At 64.9% G+C, this 15,966-nt stretch carries 10 protein-coding genes; 4 read left to right on the top strand and 6 right to left on the bottom strand.

Features of this window, described 5'->3' with window-relative positions:
• Positions 1 to 75: 75 nt before the first annotated feature.
• The 4 genes from G3N95_RS18255 to G3N95_RS18240 all read left to right on the top strand — a co-directional run bounded on the left by G3N95_RS18255 (position 76) and on the right by G3N95_RS18240 (position 3,402).
• Positions 76 to 966, top strand: a complete 891-nt coding sequence (locus G3N95_RS18255) for a sugar ABC transporter permease (protein ID WP_205971495.1) — start codon at positions 76 to 78, stop codon at positions 964 to 966.
• Complete coding sequence (locus G3N95_RS18250) at positions 963 to 1,808, top strand: carbohydrate ABC transporter permease (RefSeq protein ID WP_205971494.1); 846 nt, start codon at positions 963 to 965, stop codon at positions 1,806 to 1,808. The genes G3N95_RS18255 and G3N95_RS18250 overlap by 4 nt, the downstream gene beginning before the upstream one ends.
• Positions 1,809 to 2,060: 252 nt before the next feature.
• Positions 2,061 to 2,498 (top strand): carboxymuconolactone decarboxylase family protein, encoded by a 438-nt coding sequence (locus tag G3N95_RS18245; RefSeq protein ID WP_205971493.1) that lies wholly within the window; start codon positions 2,061 to 2,063, stop codon positions 2,496 to 2,498.
• Positions 2,499 to 2,691: 193 nt separating this feature from the next.
• Positions 2,692 to 3,402: a dienelactone hydrolase family protein gene (locus G3N95_RS18240; protein ID WP_205971492.1), complete on the top strand. Its 711-nt coding sequence runs from the start codon at positions 2,692 to 2,694 to the stop codon at positions 3,400 to 3,402.
• Positions 3,403 to 3,504: 102 nt separating this feature from the next.
• Here the strand turns inward: G3N95_RS18240 and G3N95_RS18235 are convergent, their stop codons facing one another.
• The 6 genes from G3N95_RS18235 to G3N95_RS18210 all read right to left on the bottom strand — a co-directional run bounded on the left by G3N95_RS18235 (position 3,505) and on the right by G3N95_RS18210 (position 15,694).
• Entirely contained in the window at positions 3,505 to 4,524 is a 1,020-nt protein-coding gene (locus G3N95_RS18235; protein ID WP_205971491.1) for a WYL domain-containing protein, read from the bottom strand.
• A 118-nt stretch (positions 4,525 to 4,642) separates the two neighbouring features.
• Positions 4,643 to 6,754 carry an exodeoxyribonuclease V subunit alpha gene (recD, locus tag G3N95_RS18230; protein WP_205971490.1) on the bottom strand — a complete coding sequence of 704 codons (2,112 nt, stop codon included), beginning with the start codon at positions 6,752 to 6,754 and terminating at the stop codon, positions 4,643 to 4,645.
• Entirely contained in the window at positions 6,751 to 10,584 is a 3,834-nt protein-coding gene (gene recB / locus G3N95_RS18225; RefSeq protein ID WP_205971489.1) for an exodeoxyribonuclease V subunit beta, read from the bottom strand. The genes recD and recB overlap by 4 nt, the downstream gene beginning before the upstream one ends.
• Complete coding sequence (gene recC / locus G3N95_RS18220; protein WP_241018679.1) at positions 10,581 to 14,234, bottom strand: exodeoxyribonuclease V subunit gamma; 3,654 nt, start codon at positions 14,232 to 14,234, stop codon at positions 10,581 to 10,583. Before recC ends, recB begins: the two co-directional genes overlap by 4 nt.
• A 214-nt stretch (positions 14,235 to 14,448) precedes the next feature.
• A complete protein-coding gene (locus G3N95_RS18215) occupies positions 14,449 to 14,589 on the bottom strand; it encodes a hypothetical protein (RefSeq protein WP_205971488.1) in 141 nt (46 codons plus the stop codon).
• A gap of 346 nt (positions 14,590 to 14,935) precedes the next feature.
• Positions 14,936 to 15,694 (bottom strand): YoaK family protein, encoded by a 759-nt coding sequence (locus G3N95_RS18210; protein ID WP_205971487.1) that lies wholly within the window; start codon positions 15,692 to 15,694, stop codon positions 14,936 to 14,938.
• Positions 15,695 to 15,966 lie beyond the last annotated feature (272 nt).

Below are 15,966 nucleotides of genomic sequence, written 5' to 3'. Positions count from 1 at the left end.
TGTGTTGCATCCGGCCCATTCCGTCCTGAGGGCTTCATGAGTTCCAACGCCCAAGCATCCGCCGATCGAGCAGGCATGAGCCGTTCCATCGCACCACGCGCCGCCGCGCCGTGGTGGCTGATCGCGCCGAGTCTGATCCTCGCGCTGTTCATCATCAGCTATCCGATCTTCAACATCGTGTGGCAGTCGCTTCACGAGGTATCGCGCTTCGGTGCGATTCGCGATTTCACCGGACTGAAGAACTTCTTCACGGTGTTCGCCGACCCGGTGTTTCTCGATTCGCTGCGCCGGACCGTCGTCTGGACCGCGTGCGTGGTGGGCGGCACCGTGGTCATTTCCGTGCCCGTCGCGCTCGTGCTGAATCAGGACTTTCACGGCCGCGGCATTGCACGGACGATCATTATGCTGCCGTGGTCCGTGTCACTGACGATGACGGCCGTCGTATGGCGCTGGGCGTTCAACGACGACTACGGCATGGTCAACGTCACGTTGCAGCGGCTCGGTCTGATCGGCGGTCCGATCCACTGGCTCGCGACGCCCGAACTCGCGTTCCCCGTCGAGATCGCAGTCGGCATCCTGGTGTCGATTCCGTTCACGGTGACGATCCTGCTGGGCGGCCTGTCGTCCGTGCCCGGCGATATCTACGAGGCCGCGCGCATCGACGGCGCGAGTGCGTGGCAGCAGTTCCGCCAGCTCACGCTGCCCTTGCTGCGCCCGTTCGTCAATATGGCGATCCTGCTCAACGTGATCTACGTGTTCAACTCGTTTCCGATCATCTGGGTGATGACGCAAGGCGGACCGGACAACGGCACGCATATTCTCGTGACCTATCTGTACGAACTCGGCTTCAGACTCGGACGTCCCGGTCAGGCCGCGGCCGTGTCGCTCGTGATGCTCATCATGCTGTTCGTGTTCTCGGTGCTGTACCTGCGCGTGCAGCCGTCGAAGGAAGGAGAGCCCGCATGAACGCGAAGATGAAACGCACCGTGTGGTGCTGGCTCGCGCTGTCGCCGCTGGTCGTGGTCGTGCTGTTTCCGTTTGCCGTGATGCTGTTCACCGCGTTGAAACCCGCGCAGGAAGTGTTCATTTATCCCGCGCGCTGGCTCCCCGTGCACTGGCAATGGCAGAACTTCGCCGACATGTGGACGGCCGCGAACTTCGGCGTCGCGCTGCGCAACAGCACGGTCATCAGCCTGCTCTCGACAGCGCTCGCGCTTGCCGTCAGCCTGCCTGCCGCGTATGCGCTCGCACGCTTTCCGTTTCGCGGACGCGGGTTGTATCGACAGTTCCTGCTTGTCACGCAGATGCTGTCGCCGATCCTGCTGGTGGTCGGCCTGTTCCGTCTCGCCGCGATGATTCCGTACGGCGACGGCAATCTCGTCGATTCGAAGATCGGTGTGATCGTGTCCTATGCGGCGTTCAATATCGCATTCGCGGTGTGGATGCTGTCGTCGTATTTCCAGACCGTGCCGCGCGATCTGGAAGAGTCGGCATGGCTCGAAGGATGCAGCCGCACGCGCGCCGTGTTCAAGGTGTTCCTGCCGCTCGCCGTGCCTGCCATCGTCGTCACGGCCATTTTCACGTTCATCAACGCGTGGAATGAGTTCGCCGTCGTCTATACGCTGATCCGCTCGCCCGAAAACAAGACGCTGACCGTGCAGGTCACCGATATGGTGGCGGGCAAGTATGTCGTCGAATGGCATCTGGTGATGGCCGCGACGCTGTGCGCGACGTTGCCCGTGTCCATCGTGTTCGCGTGGCTGCAGCGCTATCTGGTGAAAGGCCTCGCGCTCGGCGCGGTCAAGTAGCGTCTTCTTGCTGTCACACAAGGGCCGCCCGTGAACGGCGGTCCTTCGTCTGCACTTTCTCCCGGCGCCTTGTAGAGTCGTTCCGCTAGACACGCTCTGCCATTCATAAGAAGAAGAAGCGGATACGCAGGCGCCTCGCTCCCAAAGTGGTTACCTGAAATTACCGATAATTGGCCATTTCATATGGCCAGTTTCACGCCTAATCTTCATGTGTCGCGCAAGCCAATGCGTACTCTCACTGAGGAACCGATCATGGAACAACGTCTCGACTTCTACAAAGCCAACCCGCATGCGATCAAGGCGCTGCTCGCGCTCGAAGAGCGCATCAACAAGAGCGACCTCGAAAAGTCGCTGACGGAACTGGTGCGCCTGCGCGCATCGCAGATCAACGGTTGCGCGTTCTGCGTCGACATGCACACCGCCGATGCGCGCAAGGGCGGCGAAACCGAGCGGCGTCTGGCGACGGTCGTCGTATGGCGCGAAACACCGTTCTTCACGGCACGCGAGCGCGCGGCGCTGGAATGGACGGAAGCCGTGACGCTGATCTCTCAGGATCATGTGCCCGATGCCGTGTGGGAAGCCGTCAAGCCGCATTTCAGCGAGGCCGAACTGGTCGACCTCACCCTGCTGGTCTCGGCGATCAACGCATGGAACCGCCTGGCGATTTCGTTCCGGAAAATGCCGGCGTAATGCAGACGTTCACGTAGTACGTGCTGTGTGAAGAAAGCGGGCAGTGCCCGCTTTTTTTGTTTTCGAAGCCGGCGCGCCGCAGTCGGACGCACGAAGCCGCTTGCAGTGCGCTTTCATTTCCTGTGAGTCCGCGAACCTGCATGTCGCGCACGTTGGCGCTATGCTAGTGGGTCCATTCAACAGGAACACAACCATGAACACGACGACGGGATCGACGATCACTTTTAGCCGCCCGGACGGCAAAGAATTGCAAGGTTATCTCGCGGCGCCCGAGAAAACGGAAGGCGCGCCCGCAGTGGTCGTCATTCAGGAATGGTGGGGCTTGAACGATCAGATTCGCGGTGTCGCGGATCGTCTTGCGGCTGCCGGCTACTTCGCGCTCGTGCCCGATCTGTATCGCGGCAAATCGACGGTCGAAGAAGAAGAGGCTCATCATCTGATGGATGGTCTCGACTTCGGCGATGCCGCATCGCAAGACGTTCGCGGCGCCGTGCAGTACCTCAAGCAGCGCTCCGGCCGCGTCGCCGTGATGGGCTACTGCATGGGCGGCGCGTTGACCTTCCTCACGCTATGTCAAAGCCCCGAGGTGTCGGCGGGCGTCGTGTTCTACGGCTTCCCTCCGCTCGAATACATCGACGCGTCGAAGATCAAGGCTCCCGTGCTCGCGCATTGGGGCACGCAGGATGTGTTCTTCGCTGCCGCGACGGTCGATTCGCTGGAGTCGAAACTGCGCGAAGCGAAGGTCGACGCCGAGTTTCATCGCTATCTCGCGCATCATGCATTTGCTAACGAAACGGCCGTCGGTCATAGCCGCATCGCCGGCACGCAGTACGACCCCGTCTGGTCGCAAATGGCCTGGGACCGCACGCTGACGTTCTTCGGCCGCACACTTTGGGACAAGTAAGCGGATGAACATGGCCCGCGCGTGAGCGTTTCGATCCCGCGCCGCGCGGCGCCCCTCACATGTGGTGTGTTCCAGCCGTGGATAGATCCAGGCCGCGAGCCGTTACTTGCCGTACATCTTCGCAAGCTCAGCCGCTTCCGCGGCAAGCTCGGCACGCAAGCTCGCCGGACCGAGCACTTCGACATTCGGGCCGAACGAGCGCAACCACCAGCGCAGCCGCTGGCTGAGCATCACCGTGCCTTGCACGTGCAACGCATCGTCCTTGCGCGAGTACTTCTGGTCTTTCGACATCGGCGCTTCGAGCAGATGCTCGCCCGCACTGCTAAAAAACTTCAGCTTGAGCAGCACCTCTTTCTCGACCATGAAGTCGAAGCTGCGCTGCTGACGCACGTACGCATCGAGCGAAAACGAAGCCGGATACGCGAACGGTTCGAGCAGCGCCTTCGCGCTCGTGAGGCGGTCCATGCGGTACATGGTCGGATGCGGCTTGCCTTCCATGCCCGCCACCAGATACACGAGGCCGCCCACCTCGACGAGACCATAAGGAAGAACGACTTTCGGCCGATCGTTTTCGGTGTTGTGACGCGGACGATAGACGATCTCCAGCTGACGCTCCTCGAACAGCGCGCGCGACACGGTGGAGAACAGCTCGCGATCGATCACGGGATAGTGCAGCGCAAAGCCGCCGCTCTCCACGGCCACCTTGCTCGCCCAGCGCGAATACTTGCGCTCGGTTTCGTTGTTGGTCTTCTGCAGCCGGGTGTCCGCGATCTGGAACAGCGGCAATAGCGACTCCGCCACCAGGTCGGGAATCTGCCGCGACGAGAAGCGCTTGAGCGTTTGCAGCGCCAGTGCCTCGTCGAAATTCATCATCGCGCCCGCCTTCGCCGCCATGCCGCTTGCGCCGGCCTTCTTGCGCCATACGGAAGCCGTGCCGCGTTGCTCCATTTCGACGAGGCCTTCTTCTTCGAGCCTCGCGAGATGCCGGTGAATCGTCTTCGACGAGGGCATGTTCTGCACCGTGCCCGTCAACCGCCGGTGGATATCCGGCGTGCTGAGATAGGCGCTTTGCGTGGCCGCGTCGGGAAGCACACGCATGATTTCGCGATCGATATCGGACATTGAACGATGGTGTCGCCTGAATGGATGATCCCGAATTTATCGGCACCTATGCATGTTTCTTGAGATCGGGGCACTGCGTTCCATCCCTGCAGCCCCCTTCAATCAAGGACGTAAAGCGTCACTGAAACGCGAACCCCGCAGAAAGTCCGCTCGCACGCTGCACCTGAGCTTCGACGGCACGCTCGACGATCGCCGCGCCGCCCGCGCTCGCGATCGTCAGAAAGCTGCGCGCGCGCGTGATGCCCGTGTAGACGAGTTCGCGCGTCAACACAGGACTGAGCGTGTCGGGCAAGACCAGGGCCGCATGCGTGAACTCCGAGCCTTGCGACTTGTGAACCGTCAGCGCGAACACGGTTTCGACGGCTTGGAGGCGGCTCGGCAGCACCCACTTGATGCGGCGCGATCCGTCGCCTGCCGGGAACGCGACGCGCAGACTCCACCCGTCGCCTTCCACGGGCAGCGCGAGCGTGATGCCGATGTCGCCGTTCATCAACCCCAGTTCGTAATCGTTGCGCGTCACGAGGACGGGCCGCCCCAGATACCATTCGCCCGTCGCCGCGATCAGATGCTCGTCCTGCAACAGATGCGCGACACGCCGGTTCAAGCCTTCGACACCCCACGCACCGCGCCGCAGCGCGCACAGCAACTGAAACTCGCCGTGAGCATCGAGCACGCCGTCGGCCCATGCATCGAACGAGTCCTGGTCGGCATCGTGCGGCGGCTGCCCATCGCGCAAGGTTTGCAGATAGTGGCGATAGCCGCGCCGCGCGTGAATAGCTCCCTCGTCATGCACCGCACCGCGCACGACACCGTCCACGACGAGCGCCTTGAACGCCGCATCGCCCTGTTCCGCGCATTCGAGCAGTGCGAGATCGGCGTGACGGTACGCCCACACTTTCGCGACCTCCGTCGGCTTGCCGCTGTTGACAGCTTCCGCCAACTGGCCGATACCGCTCTCCTTCGAAAAGCGATGGCTGAAGCGCAGCATCGCGATCGACTGATCGAGCGCGCTGCCCGCCGCGTCGACCAGTTCCGCCTCGATCTGCTCGCCCGTCGCCGCCTGCAGCCACGCCTGCGTCGCGTGCGTGTAGTGGCCTTCGTTGGCGCGCTGGCACAACTCGCCCAGCACGGCGCCCGCTTCGACGGAAGCGAGCTGATCCTTGTCGCCGAGCAGAATCAGCCGCGCCTGTGCGGGCAGCGCATCGAGCACCGCGTTCATCATCTCCAGATCGACCATCGACGCCTCGTCGATCACCAGCACGTCGAGCGCCAACGGGTTGCCTGCGTGATGCCGGAAGCGACGTGTGTCGGGCCGCGTGCCGAGCAGCCGGTGCAGCGTCGTGACGGCGACGGGGATCGCGTCGCGGATCGCCTCGCCCTGCGCGAAATCGCTCAACGGCAAACGCGCGACGGCGCCCGCGATCGATTCGTTCAGCCGCGCCGCCGCCTTGCCCGTCGGTGCGGCGAGACGGATGCGCAGCGGGCGGGCTTCGTCGCCCGTGAGCGCCAGCGACTGCAACAACGCGAGCAGCTTCACGACCGTCGTCGTCTTGCCGGTGCCCGGACCGCCCGTGACGATGCTGAACCCGCTGCGCGCGGCGAGCGCACAGGCGAGCTTCTGCCAGTCGGCGTGTGCGTCGTCACGAACCGGCCGGGGAGGGAAAAGCGTATCGAGTGCGCGGCGCAAGCCGTCGACGGGCAACGCGCTTTCGAGTCGCACGCCCGCTTCGAGGCGCTCGCCGACCGCGCGGCAGACGTTCTGTTCGTACTGCCAGTAGCGGCGCAAATAGAGCCGCATGCCGACAAGCACGAGCGGCGTGTTGCCCGCGCCGCCGCCGACGAGCGCGGCGTGATCGAGCGCCGACAGCCAGCGCGCCAGCGTGACGTCCGCGAGCACCTTCGACGGCAGCATCACTTCTTCGGCGTCGTCGATGTCGCGCATCGCGACGCCATCGGGCGGCAGCGAGAGCACCGAGGTCGGATCGTCGAGCGTCGCGTCGAGATCGAGACAGGCGTGGCCGCGCCCGAGCTGATGGCTCGCGAGCGCGGCAGCGAGAATCAGCAGCGCTTGTGCGTCGGGCACTTCGCGCCCGAGGAAACGCGCGAACGCCGCGTCGACCTCGCGCAGCCAGCCGCGCTCGACCCAGCCCGCAAGCAGCCGCTCGATGCGCTCGCGCGATGTGAAGTCATCCGCCATCGCAACGCCGGTGTCTGAAAGAATCGCGCTCATGCTGCCTCCAGGTCATCGAACGAAAGCTCGCCCGTAAAAAGTGCGTCGAGCCGTTCGATCAGCTCGCGCGGCGGACGCTCTGCAAACACGCCCTGCGTCGACGCGTTCAGACCGCGCAGGAACAGATAGACCGCTCCGCCGATGTGCGTGTCGTAGTCGTAATCCGGCTGACGCGCCTTCAGCAGCCGATGCAGCGCCAGCAGATACAGCACGTATTGCAGGTCATAGCGCGAGCGCAAGATTTGCGCGCGAATCCGGTCGTCCGTGTAGGCGGCGTCGTCGTTGCCCAGCCAGTTCGACTTGTAGTCGGCGACGTAGTAACGGCCCTCGTGCTCGAACACGAGATCCATGAAGCCCTTGAGCATGCCGTTCAACTGCGTCGGCTCGATCGCCTGGCGTTCTGCCTTGTCCATCGTGTATTCGCTGACGAGCCTGTCGATAGCGGCCGTGTCGACGCGATGCGCCGTCAGCCAGAACTCCATTTCGGCAATCGACGTCCGCAGCCCCGACAGCGCGACCGTCGTCGCTTCGATGCCGCCGCCTGCTTTCAGCGCGAGCGGCGTCGACACGATCTGCTGGATCCATTGCGTCAACGGATCGATCCAGCGCTCCCAGCCGCGCACGCTGCAACGGCGCGCAACCACCTCGCGCAGCGGCGCGGCGTCTGCCGCGACCTGCGCGAAGCCATGCTGCGCGGCCCATTCGAGCAGATCGTGGAGGAAGCTTCCCTCGTCGGAGCCACGCGGAAAATCGTGCAACACGCGTGCGCCGGGTTGCGTCGCGGCGATGCGCGGCGCCTGCGTGAGAAGCGGCGCGTCGGCTTCGGCGATTTCCGTCTGCGCGTCGCGCGCCTCGATGAAGTCCTCTTCGCTCGATGTGTCCGGCGCAACGGGCACACCCTGATTCAGGGTGCCGTAGCTCATCTTCTTGAGGCTCGAATAGCTCGAGACCGACCACGGCTCGCGCATCACGCGCGCCGATTTGCGCGCCGCGCCTTGCCGTGACGTTTCGTTTTGGCGCGGAAGCTTTTGGTCGCCGGCTTCGGGCGCCGGTGCAATCGCGATGTTGGGCGATGCGCCGAACGCGTCCTGCAGACAGGATTCGAGACCGCCCGCCGCCACCACGTTTCCGCCGTTGAGCAGATAGCCAATCGCGCTGCGTTCGAGTTCCTTCATTTCCGCGAGGCCGATCCACGTCGCGTAGCGCGCGCGCGTGAGCGCCACGTAGAGCTTGCGCAGGTCTTCGCCGAGCCGCTCGCGGTCGACCTTGGCGAGCACGCCGCCCGTATCGGCGAGCGCGACCTGCAAGTCGCCGTTTGCGTCGTGCCATTTGAGCGGCACGTCCTTTGCGTCGGCGGGCCGATGCGCGCAGACGAACGGCAGGAACACGAGCGGATACTCTAGCCCTTTCGACTTGTGGATCGTCACCACCTTCACGAGATCGCCGTCGCTTTCCAGCCGGATCTGCGGCGCGTCACCAGCGCCATTGCCGTCTTCCGCCGCCTGGCGCTGTTCGGCGAGATGGCGGATCAAGCCATGTTCGCCTTCGATCATCGTGCTCGCCTGTTGCAGCAGTTCGGCCAAATGCAGCAGATCCGTCATGGTCCGCTCGCCGTCCTGCATGGCCTGCGGCGCTTGCATAGGTTGCTTCTCTTGCGGGTGCAGACCGAGCAGACGCGCAGGTACGCCGAAGTCGTTGAGCAGGCGGCGCAGCATCGGCAGCACGCCCTGGCGGCGCCAGCATTCGCGATAGCCACGGAATTGCAGCACGCATGCTTCCCACTTCATTTCATTGCTGTAGAGCGCATCGAGTTGCGCCCAGCCGAGGCCGAGCGTCGCGGTGGCGAGCGCGGTGCGAACCAGCCGTCCGTCGTCCGGATCGGCGCAGGCCGCGAGCCAATGCTGCAGTTCGGCGGCCTGCGGACTCTGGAACACGGAATCCTTATCGGACAGATAGACCGTGCGCACATTGCGCCGCGCGAGCGCCGCACGAATTGCGTCGGCTTCCTTCCGGTTGTTGACGAGCACGGCCATATCGGCGGGGCGCAGCGGCCGAAACGCGCTTGCGCCGTCCGTGGCGGCAAATCCGGCGCTGCCGCGCTGTCCGAGATCGAGCAGGCGCACCATCTCCGTCGCGCAGCATTGCGCCATGCGCTCGATATACGGCGTTCTCGCGATCGGCTTGCCATCGCCGGAAGGCTGAAGCCACCAGACCGTCAGCGCACGCGGCGCTTCGCCATCGACGACGAACACATCGCTGCGGCCCTTCGCGTCGACATGGACGAACGGCACAGGATTGCCGTCGCCGCTGCGAAACAGAAAAGCGCCGTCGCCTTCGTCGCGCTGCTCGGCGGCGTTGAAGCAGTGATTGGTCGCGTCGACCATCGCGTGCGTCGAGCGGAAGTTCGTCGCGAGCGTGTGCAACTGCGCACCGCACGAGCGCCGTGCAGCGAGGTACGTGTAGATGTCCGCGCCGCGAAACGCGTAGATGGCCTGCTTCGGATCGCCGATCAGGATCAGCGCGTTGCCCGGCATGTCGACGCCGCCTGGCTGATAGACGGTATCGAAGATGCGGTACTGGAGCGGGTCCGTGTCCTGGAACTCGTCGATCAGCGCGACGGGAAACTGCTTGCGCACGATCTCGGCGAGACGCTCGCCATTGGGACCGCGCAGCGCTTCGTCGAGACGCGTCAACAGATCGTCGAAGCCCATCTGCGCGCGGCGTGACTGCTCGCCGGCGAAGCGGTCTGCGACCCAGCGCGCCGCGTGCGACAACAGGTCGCTGTGCGCGTCGGGAAGCGCGGCGAGTTCGGCGGGCAACGTCACGAGCGCGTCGAAGCCGGCGTGCGAAGGCGGCGTGCCGTGCTGGCACTCGTCCACGATCGCCTTGGGCGTCAGCCTGCTCCATGCTGTCTCGGTCAGATCCGGCTGGCGCTTCTCAGGATCGTGCGCCCACGCTGCCAGTTCGTTCAGCCAGCGGTCGCAGTTGCCCTTCGCGAACGGCCGGCCCAATTGACCGGCCTCGCGCGCGACATCCAGCACGCCGATCATCTCCGCAGGCCACGTCTTCCACGGCGCCTTGAGTGCGTCTAGCCGGCGCACGCATTCATCTCGGCTTACGCGCAATGCATCGGCGGGCGCTGCGGCATCGTTCAGCAACGGCGCGATGTCGATCAGGTTGCCCAGCTTCTTGCGCAGATCGTTCGGCCCTTTCAACCACCGGGCGACCTCGGTTGCGTCGGCCGCATCGAGCGGCGCCATGAAGGTGCGCCAGTAGTCGCGCACCACCTCGGCGAGCAAATCGGACTGGTCGGTTTCGAGCGTCTGCGTGAACAGGCTGTCGCTGTCGAACGCATGCTCGCGCAGCATGCGGTTGCACCAGCCGTGAATCGTCGAGACGGCCGCCTCGTCCATCCATTCTGCCGCGAGTTGCAGGCGGCGCGCGCACGCGGCCCACTGTTGCGGCGGATAGTCGCCGCGCAATGCGTGCAGGAGATCGGTCTCGCCGGGTTCGAGATCCATCACGTCGTCGGGATCGGCCTGGAAATACGCGGCCGCTTCCGTCAGCCGCGCACGGATGCGGTCGCGCAGTTCCTTGGTCGCGGCATCCGTGAACGTCACGACGAGAATTTCGGGCGGCGTGAGCGGCCGCGCGCGTTGATTCGACGGATCGTGTCCGAGCACAAGCCGCACATAGAGCATCGCGATCGTAAAGGTCTTGCCCGTGCCGGCGCTGGCTTCGATCAGGCTGCGGCCGGAGAGCGGAAAGCGCAGCGGATCGAGCGGCTGCGGCGAGTGCATCGAGTGAATGGGAGTGATGGGCGCGTTCATTCTTCTGCTCCTGCGGCGGCGGTTGCCGTCTTCCTGCTCTTCGTGGTCTTCCTGGCGTCCTTCTCATCTTTCTTCACCGCCCGCTCGAGCGGCAAGAGCAGCGTTTTGGCAAGCGACTCGAACTCGCCGCTCGCGGTCAGTGCATCGAAGTCGGGATACGCACGTCGCAAGCTCGCGCTCGTTTCCATTTCGCCCTTCGCGTAGTCGCTGCCATCGCCTTCATACTTTTTGCGCGAGACCGCCTGCGGTTCGGCGTGCTGTTTCGGGCCATTGCCCTGAATGGCGCCACTCGCGAACAGCCATTCGAAGCCCGTTGCAACAGCGAGCGGCAACGGCCGGCGCATCCCTTCTTCCCACATGCGCAGCAGCGTGCCGAGATGCGTCTCGGCGTCGCCCGCGTTCAATGGAGAGAACTCGATCGTGCCTTTTTTGCTGACGATCACCGTCGTCACGGCGCGGCCCGCGAGATTGGCCGCGAGATGCTGCACCCACGGTCCGACGAGCTTCGGATAGCGATAGCGCTGCGCCGCTCCTTCGACGAGTTCGCTCGTCTCGATCAACACGCGCGCGAGCCGCCCGTCCGCATCGGTGCGCCACTTGCCGAGCCAGTCCGCGACGGCCAGCAGCCCAGGTTCGCCCTGTGCCTCGTAGCCGATCTCCTGTTCGCGCGCAATGGCCGTCGGCCAGCGTTCCAGCTGCTTGCGGCACGCCACGAGAAACGCGTCCATCGGCTCGACCAGCTCGCCGCTCGCGATATCGCCGAAGCCGCCCGCCACCACGTCGCCGCGTCGGCGGATCACCGCAAGGCGCGCTTCACGCGCGGCCACGATCAACGCATCGTCCTGGTTCGCATCGTCGAGATCGGCGGCCTGCGCATGGATCAGCTCGTCTTGCAGCTTCCATCTGGCGAGCCCGTCGAGTTCGAACGGCTCCTGGTCGTCGCTAACCGCTTCCTCGGCGTCGAGTGCGACGCGCAGGCGCTGGCCGAAAAAGGCCTTGACGGGGTTCTTCAGAAAGTCGGCGAGTTCGCGCAACGACAAAGGCTCATCGCGCACGAGCGCGGGCAGTTGGGCATCCGCCGGCGGCTTGCCCGTTTCGCGCGGCGCCGTGCGCCACTCCGCCGCGTACGTGAAGAGCGTCGAAGCGTCGGCATCGACGGGGAAGTACTCGATGCTGAACGGCTGCAAGCGATGCCCGATCGTCAACGCATCGACGAGCGCGGCGCTATCGTCGTCTTCCGCATCGGCGAGCTTCCAGCCTTTCGCGAGGTGATCGCGAAGCTGGCCGATCAGCACGGACGGCGGGCGCTCGGTGTTGTCGTTGATGCTGCGCCCGACCCACGACACATGCAGATGATCGCGCGCCGACAACACGGCTTCGAGCAGCAGATAACGATCGTCCTCGCGACGCGAACGGTCGCCCGGCCGGTAGTGGCCGCGCATCAGGTCGAAATCCATCGGCACGCGCGTGCGCGGATAGTCGCCGTCGTTCATGCCGAGCAGGCACACGCGGCGGAACGGAATCGCGCGCATCGGCATCAGCGTCGCGAAGGTCACCGCGCCCGCGAAGAAGCGCTGCGACAAGCCGGTTTCGTCGAGCTGGCTCAGCCAGTAATCGGCGACCACGGAGAGTGGCAACGTGTCGGTGAGATTCGCTTCCGTGCACGCGTCGAGCCACGTTTGCAGGATGTTGTCGAGGCGCGCGAGCGTGTACGCGTCGTTGCCGTCGTTGCCGTCGTCGGTGCTGAAGAATGCCTGCTTCAGCGCGCGCAGGCGTTCGCACCACTCGGCGGGCAGCGCGGGCTCGCTCATCGTGCGCCACGCATGGTCGAGTTCGTCGATCAGCCTGACGAGCGGACCGAGCAGCGCCGCGTCCAGCCCGCCCACTTCGCCGAACGGTTCGATGTCGCACCACGCCTGCGCGTCGCCGCCGACTGCGTAGCCGAGCAGCATCCGCCGCAGGCCGAACATCCACGTATGCGGCGCCGCTGCGTTCGCGTCGCGCGGCAGGCCGAGCCGCTCGCGATGCTCCGCATGCAGACCCCAGCGCACGTTCGCACCGCGCATCCACGCACGCAGCTTGGGCAGATCGCTTTCGTCGATGCCGAAGCGCTGGCGCAGCGCGGGAACGTCGAGCAGGTCGAGCAGATCGCTGACCGTCATGCGTGAATGCTGCAAGCCGAGCAGTGTCTCGAACGCGCCCACCAGCGGGTCAGCCTGGCGCTGTCCGCGATCGGCGACGCTGAACGGGATGTAGCGCGGGTCGTCGCGGTCGAGCATGCCGAACACGGCCTGGATATGCGGAGCGTAGGCTTCGATATCCGGCACCATCACGATGATGTCGCGCGGACGCAAGCTCGCGTCCGCGTTGAACGCGTCGAGCAACTGGTCGTGCAGGATTTCGACCTCGCGTTGCGCGCTGTGCGCGACGTGAAAGCGGATCGAGTCGTCGAACTCCGGATCGACTTCGGGCCATTCGGTTTGTGTTTCGCGCAGCGGACGCAGATCGCGGATGTCGTCCTGCAGCTGTTGCAGCAGCGTCTCCGCGTCGCGCTCGTCGAACAGGTCGATGCGCTGACCAATACCCGCAAACTGCGGACGATACTGCTCGCGCGCCTCGGCGCTGTCGAACTCGTCGAGCAGGCCGATGAAGTCGCGGCCCTGCTTGCCCCACGACGCCAGCAACGGATGCGCGTGCAGATGCAGTTCGTCGGCATGCAATTCGGCGGGCGCGCCCTCGCGGCGCTGCTGCCGCGAATGTTGCGCGCGCAGCAGTTCCTTGTCGGGCACGATGTCGGCCCAGTAGTGCGCGCACGGATTCGGCACGCACAGCAGCACCTGGCTCCAGCGCGCGAGCGCGGCCAACGCTTCGAGCGACTGGCGCGGCAGGCTCGAAATGCCGAACACGACGATGCGCCGCGGCAGGCCTGCCGGACGCGCTTCGCTATCCCATCCGTCGATACGCTTCAGGAACGCCTCGTGGACGGCCGCGCGCCCGCTGTTCGACATCGCTTCCTGCGCCGACCCGCCGCGCGTCGTGCGCTCCACATCGGCAATCAGTTCGCGCCACAGCGCGGCCTGCCAGCGCTGTTCGTCGGGCAGCGGCTGCGGCTCGCCCCGCGCGTCGAGCACGATGTCGTCACCCTGCGCCCAGCTCGCGAGCCAGTCGGAGCGATACATCTGGTACTGGTCGAACAGATCGGCGATGCGCTCGGCAAGCTGAAACCGCTTGCGGAGGTCGTCGTCGCGGCTGATGAAACGGCGCAGCGGCTCGAAGGCGGGAAGCCCGATCAACGCCGGCAACACGCGCATCAGGCGCCATACGAGACGCGACTTGTCGAACGGCGACACCTCGGCCACCGACGACCCACCCAGCACCGCGCGATACGCCTGCCAGATGAAGCGCGACGGCAGCGTGATTTCCAGCGCGGCAGCAATGCCGCAGCCGCCCGCGCCCGTCTCTGGATCACGATCGGCGGCCAGCGCGAGCTTCAGCCACTGCGCGATGCCGTTACTCTGCACGAGGATCGTCTCGTTTTCGAGCGGCGCGAGCGGATAACGCTTCATCCATTCGACCAGCAGATCGCGAAGCCGCTCGGACCGGTTGCCGTGAATCAGCATCAGGCCGGGTGAGATGGAGTTCGAGGTCAAGAAAGGCTCCGAAAACGCGGATGGACGGACTGAGCGTATGCGCGTCGCGTGGGCGCGCAGTCGCGAATCGTCCTGAGTGGAATGAGGTTGCGCATGCTACCTGTTGATGCGCGGTTGTGGTACTGGGCGATGCAGGCGCGGGTCAGGGTTGCACGTGCCGGTGGCGTTCGGGACGGGCGAGCGCTCGCTGATGACGAAGGCCGCGTGCCGCTGCTCAGGCCGCGTTCGACGCAGCGTCGTATGCGTCGCGGCGAACCTCGTCGATGTACTTGCCGAGCGCGAGTGTCGACAGGACGCCGGTGGCGAAAACGATGGCAAACGCTGTGAGACTTTCAAGTGGAGAATTGTTATTCATCGTGTTGATCTCTTCCAGGCTGAGGTTGCATGCTGCGTCGCGATTGCCTGCGTCTCGCTTCCATCATTCGCTGGCTGCACCAGCGCGATTACGGCACATCAACCGGTCTTCTTTAAACGCCTTGCTGACAAGCCAAATCGGCGTTAGCGCGTGGCTACGGGCTGAGGGGAATATAGGCGGGTATTGGGACAAATCGTGTCCCGTAGAAAGAGACAGCGAAACGTCGGGACGCGATCCGGGTGCGACGAGCGTCTACACCTGCCTGCGCGGAAAAGCGGAGAAGAAACGGGAATCGAGGATCAGGACGAAATCGATGCCGCGGGCGATCGGAGGCGGCGCGCGTAACTCACCGCCCGCGCCGCGGATACCTCAACAGATCGTCCGCGACGGGCACGACGGCCAGCACGAGCAGCAGCGCTGCCATCGGCACGGTCGCAACGAAGCCGACCTGCTTGAACGCGATCGCGCCAGCCAGTCCGCCAGCGAGAAACATCCCCAGCAACGACGCGAGCAAGCCGAGCCGGCGCATGTCGGCGCCGACATAACCCGCGTCCGTCGCCGCGACGCCCCGGTTCCAGTACAGGCCCTTGCCGATTTCGATGCCGAGGTCCGTCACGAGACCTGTGACGTGCGTGGTGCGGATTTCCGCCTTGGAGATCTTGGTGATCATCGCGTTCTGCAGGCCCATCACGTAACAGAGCAACGTGACCGTGGCCGGTACGAACAGCAGACGATGTTGCTCGAGATTCGCGCCGAGCACGCCGAAACACAGCAGCAACAGCCCTTCGAGCACGAGCGGCATCGCGTACACGCTGTGCGTGCCTCTGCGCCTGCCCCAGTTGATCAGAATGGCCGAGCTGGCGGCGCCCGCGAGAAACGCGACGATCGAACTCGCCGCCGACAGCACGAACGCGAGGTTGCCGAGCGCGAGGTTGTCGGCCAGCGACGACACCATGCCCGACATGTGCGACGTGTACTGGCCGATCGCCAGAAAGCCGCCGGCGTTCGCGGCGCCCGCGATACCCGCGAGCGCCAGGCCCAGCCGCCGGTTGGCGGCATCGGTGCGAGCGGCCGAGGTGAAGCCGCGCAGGTAGTTGACGGGCACGATGATGCCTGCAAAAGAAGGGAATTACGTCAATCGTACCTTCAAATCGCGCTTATCTCATTTTGATCGGCCACAGGGGCCTGCGATGATTTGTCGCAGACCCCTGTCAGACCCGGCCCGTCAGGCCCGCGAGTTCGCGCTTTGGCGAACCCGCGAGCGTCCAGCCCAGCGATCAGTCGTCGTGATGGTGACGCTTGTGCTTGTGGTGGTAGCCGCGCGAATAGTCGTCGGCGTACGAGTTCGAGCGCGAAATGTTGCCGCCGAGCGCGGAA

The sequence above is a fragment of the Paraburkholderia sp. Tr-20389 genome (assembly GCF_017104565.1).
Classification (GTDB): domain Bacteria; phylum Pseudomonadota; class Gammaproteobacteria; order Burkholderiales; family Burkholderiaceae; genus Paraburkholderia.
This window is presented reverse-complemented; position numbering and strand designations above follow the sequence as displayed.

Coding starts and splice junctions, on each gene's coding strand:
- G3N95_RS18245 (WP_205971493.1), top strand. CDS start 2,061: ATGGAACAACGTCTCGACTTCTACAAAGCCAACCCGCATGCGATCAAG.
- recD (WP_205971490.1), bottom strand. CDS start 6,754: ATGAGCGCGATTCTTTCAGACACCGGCGTTGCGATGGCGGATGACTTC.
- G3N95_RS18215 (WP_205971488.1), bottom strand. CDS start 14,589: ATGAATAACAATTCTCCACTTGAAAGTCTCACAGCGTTTGCCATCGTT.
- G3N95_RS18255 (WP_205971495.1), top strand. CDS start 76: ATGAGCCGTTCCATCGCACCACGCGCCGCCGCGCCGTGGTGGCTGATC.
- G3N95_RS18240 (WP_205971492.1), top strand. CDS start 2,692: ATGAACACGACGACGGGATCGACGATCACTTTTAGCCGCCCGGACGGC.
- G3N95_RS18235 (WP_205971491.1), bottom strand. CDS start 4,524: ATGTCCGATATCGATCGCGAAATCATGCGTGTGCTTCCCGACGCGGCC.
- recB (WP_205971489.1), bottom strand. CDS start 10,584: ATGAACGCGCCCATCACTCCCATTCACTCGATGCACTCGCCGCAGCCG.
- G3N95_RS18250 (WP_205971494.1), top strand. CDS start 963: ATGAACGCGAAGATGAAACGCACCGTGTGGTGCTGGCTCGCGCTGTCG.